The 2968-nt window shown below is 39.9% G+C and carries 4 protein-coding genes; 2 read left to right on the plus strand and 2 right to left on the minus strand.

The genetic code is table 11. The annotated features are described in order from the left end of the window. Positions 1-244: 244 nt before the first annotated feature. Together Q0628_RS07900 and Q0628_RS07905 are read right to left on the minus strand one after the other, a co-directional pair. Positions 245-523, minus strand: a complete 279-nt coding sequence (locus Q0628_RS07900; protein ID WP_072810349.1) for a type II toxin-antitoxin system YafQ family toxin — start codon at positions 521-523, stop codon at positions 245-247. Further along, a complete protein-coding gene (locus tag Q0628_RS07905; protein ID WP_298769840.1) occupies positions 523-756 on the minus strand; it encodes a hypothetical protein in 234 nt (77 codons plus the stop codon). The genes Q0628_RS07900 and Q0628_RS07905 overlap by 1 nt, the downstream gene beginning before the upstream one ends. Before the next feature lie 770 nt (positions 757-1526). Here Q0628_RS07905 and Q0628_RS07910 point away from each other — a divergent pair. Together Q0628_RS07910 and Q0628_RS07915 are read left to right on the plus strand one after the other, a co-directional pair. Then, positions 1527-1751 carry a hypothetical protein gene (locus tag Q0628_RS07910; protein WP_298769842.1) on the plus strand — a complete coding sequence of 75 codons (225 nt, stop codon included), beginning with the start codon at positions 1527-1529 and terminating at the stop codon, positions 1749-1751. Next, positions 1752-2723: a PD-(D/E)XK nuclease family protein gene (locus Q0628_RS07915; protein ID WP_298769844.1), complete on the plus strand. Its 972-nt coding sequence runs from the start codon at positions 1752-1754 to the stop codon at positions 2721-2723. Positions 2724-2968: the final 245 nt, after the last annotated feature.

Here is a 2968-nt window from a genome sequence, read left to right on the forward strand (position 1 = left end):
GAGCAAGGATACGGAAGGGCTGATTAGCCTGTAAGAGGTATGAGGTCGGCACTCCGTGCCTTTGGGGTATGAGCTCGCTCGCGATGCTCGCTCTGAGGCATGAGTGAGGCCTTACGGCCTTTGAGGTGTCATCCCCGGCGCCTGTCCTCGCTTGACGGGGATAACCGGGGATCTCCTTTCAAAACTTAAAGACGAGTGAAGATTTTCTTCACCCGTCTTTTTTTTCATCAATTTATTGGCGGTTTTACTTTTTGAACAAGTCCGAATGCGTTCCTGTTCTTGTCAAGTACAAAATCAGACTTTCTTGTGCGATTTCGTAAATCAGCAACCAGTCAGGTTCAATATGACATTCCCTGCAACCACTGAAATTGCCTGATAAGGAATGGTCGCGGTTGGACTCGGGCAGCGTTTCTCCAGCGGCAAGCTTCTTGATGACATCGGTCATCTTCTGTATGTCATAGCCACGTTTTTGAATAAGTTTAAGGTCTTTCTTAAACTGCTTGGTAGGCTTGACAGAATACATTACGCAAGCAGCTCCTGCATCATCGTATCGACATCCGTATAGGATTTGCCCTTAGACGGGTCAGCCTTCATCTCTTCCACTTCGCGAAGGGCAGCCTTGGTCTCTTCATTCAAGTCGTCTTGGGAACTTTCCTTCTCAAAACGGAACAATATGAAATCGAAGAACTCATCGACTTCATCAAAACTGTCTTCAGGCAGCATTCGCAATTTTTGTTCTAGAAGTTCCAAGGACATAAACTACCCCATTCAAGGACTTTTCTTCTCCAAATATACTTTTTTCGTGCCGCAGATGCAAGCAACGGTTATGTTCATTCGGTATTGCGATACTAGAATATTGAAGAAAATGCTCTTTTTTGAAGAAATTTCCGGTGGTAACGGAGCTATTTAAAGTTTTTTATGTTATTTTTAAAGAGTAAAAAGAGTTTAGCTCTTGTTCTCACCTTGAAATCTAGACAGTTTCAAAATGTACGAGGACGAGGCGAACGCTCACGCAGGTATGCCGTTTTACGGTGTATCTCGGTTTGTCGCGTCGGCTTAGAAAGCTGATTTTTGACAACAGCCCTTTTGGGGCGTGGGTCGTTTGCGTTTATCGTACAAAGGCTAGTCTAGAGCCTCAAGGTGGTAAATGCAACGACTCACGCCTTTTTTTGTATCCATACAAAATTTGGCGAAGTTTCTTGCTGAGCAGGGGCATGACTCCATAAGTGTATACGATGGAGGCTGATAAGCAGATGACCAAAAAATTGATAGAGAAGTATTGCGTAAATTGTCGCGGCTATTTCTTTGGTGTATTTCGCATTGTAAAAAACTTTTGAAGCGACATCTATTGTCGCGGGTCGAGTTTAAATTTCAACAAACAAAACAACAACCTAAAATAGGAGAAAAAAACTATGGGATTCTATTGTAAAAAATGCGGACGAGAGTATTCTTCATTATCAAATCTTACAAGCGAAAACTGCTTTCAGACAAGCTACAAAGAAAAGTGTAAACCTATGGAGGGCTAATTGCCTAAATGCGATAAATGCGGCATAGACATTCCTAAAGCAGAACGGAAAACATTTTCCGTCCTGCATTTTTCGGGTGTTTATTGCGATGTCTGTTATAATCTCCTAAATGGTTTGAATTGGGTGATGGGGGCATCGCTATATGGAAGCGTTTGGCATTCACTTTCTTTACAAGAAAAATCAGATTTTATCAAACACTACAAAGAAAAAACAGGAGTGATTTGAATGAAACCAAATCTTTTTAATTACGCTACATCAGAATTAAGCCAAGATGCTTTCCTGCTTTGGCTTTTAGAATGGGCAAATCCTTCGAACTCCGAATATGATCTTGAATTATACAAGACCGCCTCGGATTTTCTTCGTAAAATAATAGATGTTGATGAAAAGTTTGATATAAAATCCGTAGTTTGCAAGAAGCAACAATACCATATTGACGTACTTGCTATTGTAAACGATAAAATTGCAGTAATTATAGAAGACAAAATCAATACGCAAGAGCATGGAAATCAAATCGCAAGATATCGCCAGCAATTAGAAACGGCTTTGGGCACTCAATATGACATAAAGTGCATATATCTAAAAACAGGTAACGAATGCTTGACGAAGTTGCGTGAAAATGCAGATAAAGGGAATTTCAAAATATTTATGCGACAAGATCTTCTCAATATTCTTGATAAAAGCAATTCCGATAATACAATTTTGAAAGACTTTGTTTTGAAAATTAAGGAAGTTGAAGAATGTTCTAATCAGTATAAGTCGAAACCTTACCATGAGTGGATGCATTATGGATTTGCATGGCAAGGATTCTATTCTTGGCTAGAAGATAATCTCGGAGATTATATTGAATGGCGCTATGTTAGCAATCCCAACGGCGGCTTTTGGGGATGTTATTGGCATTGGAAATGGTGCAAAGCTTTTAATTTTACAATTTATCTACAGATAGAACAAAATAGAATTTGTTTTAAAGCAGATAATAAACCAAACATAGATTGTATAAAAAAATGTCAAGAAAAAATCTTTTCTATTGCATTAGAAAAAAATATAAAAATAGAGAAATCTCGATTCCATAGAGGGAACTATGTCACAATATGTTTTGTAGACACCTCATATTTATTCGACAAAGGCTTTTTTGAAGAAAAAGAAATACTCGCAAAAATAAGCAAACTGACGAAAATAATCGATTCTATTGCGGATTAATTTGACAAAAGTATTCTTGATATTTTCCCGGCATCTGCGTTAGGGATAGTGACCCCTTGGGGCCGAGACTCGCGTAGCGAGGCTTGGTTTTAACAGCGCTGCAGGCGGTTCGATAGGGCCGCCCGAAGTGCGTTAAAATATAGCCCGACCGCACATATATGTGCGGGAACGCCCAAAAAGAAAATTCCTGTATCGGTAAGGCCAAGACCGCCCCCACCAAGAAGGCCATCAACATGGTGCCCCAG

Source organism: uncultured Fibrobacter sp., from assembly GCF_937877005.1.
GTDB lineage: Bacteria > Fibrobacterota > Fibrobacteria > Fibrobacterales > Fibrobacteraceae > Fibrobacter.

Bases quoted from the DNA above. Each gene is read 5' to 3' on its own strand.
- Q0628_RS07915 (WP_298769844.1), top strand. From the start codon at position 1,752: ATGAAACCAAATCTTTTTAATTACGCTACATCAGAATTAAGCCAAGAT.
- Q0628_RS07905 (WP_298769840.1), bottom strand. From the start codon at position 756: ATGTCCTTGGAACTTCTAGAACAAAAATTGCGAATGCTGCCTGAAGAC.
- Q0628_RS07900 (WP_072810349.1), bottom strand. From the start codon at position 523: ATGTATTCTGTCAAGCCTACCAAGCAGTTTAAGAAAGACCTTAAACTT.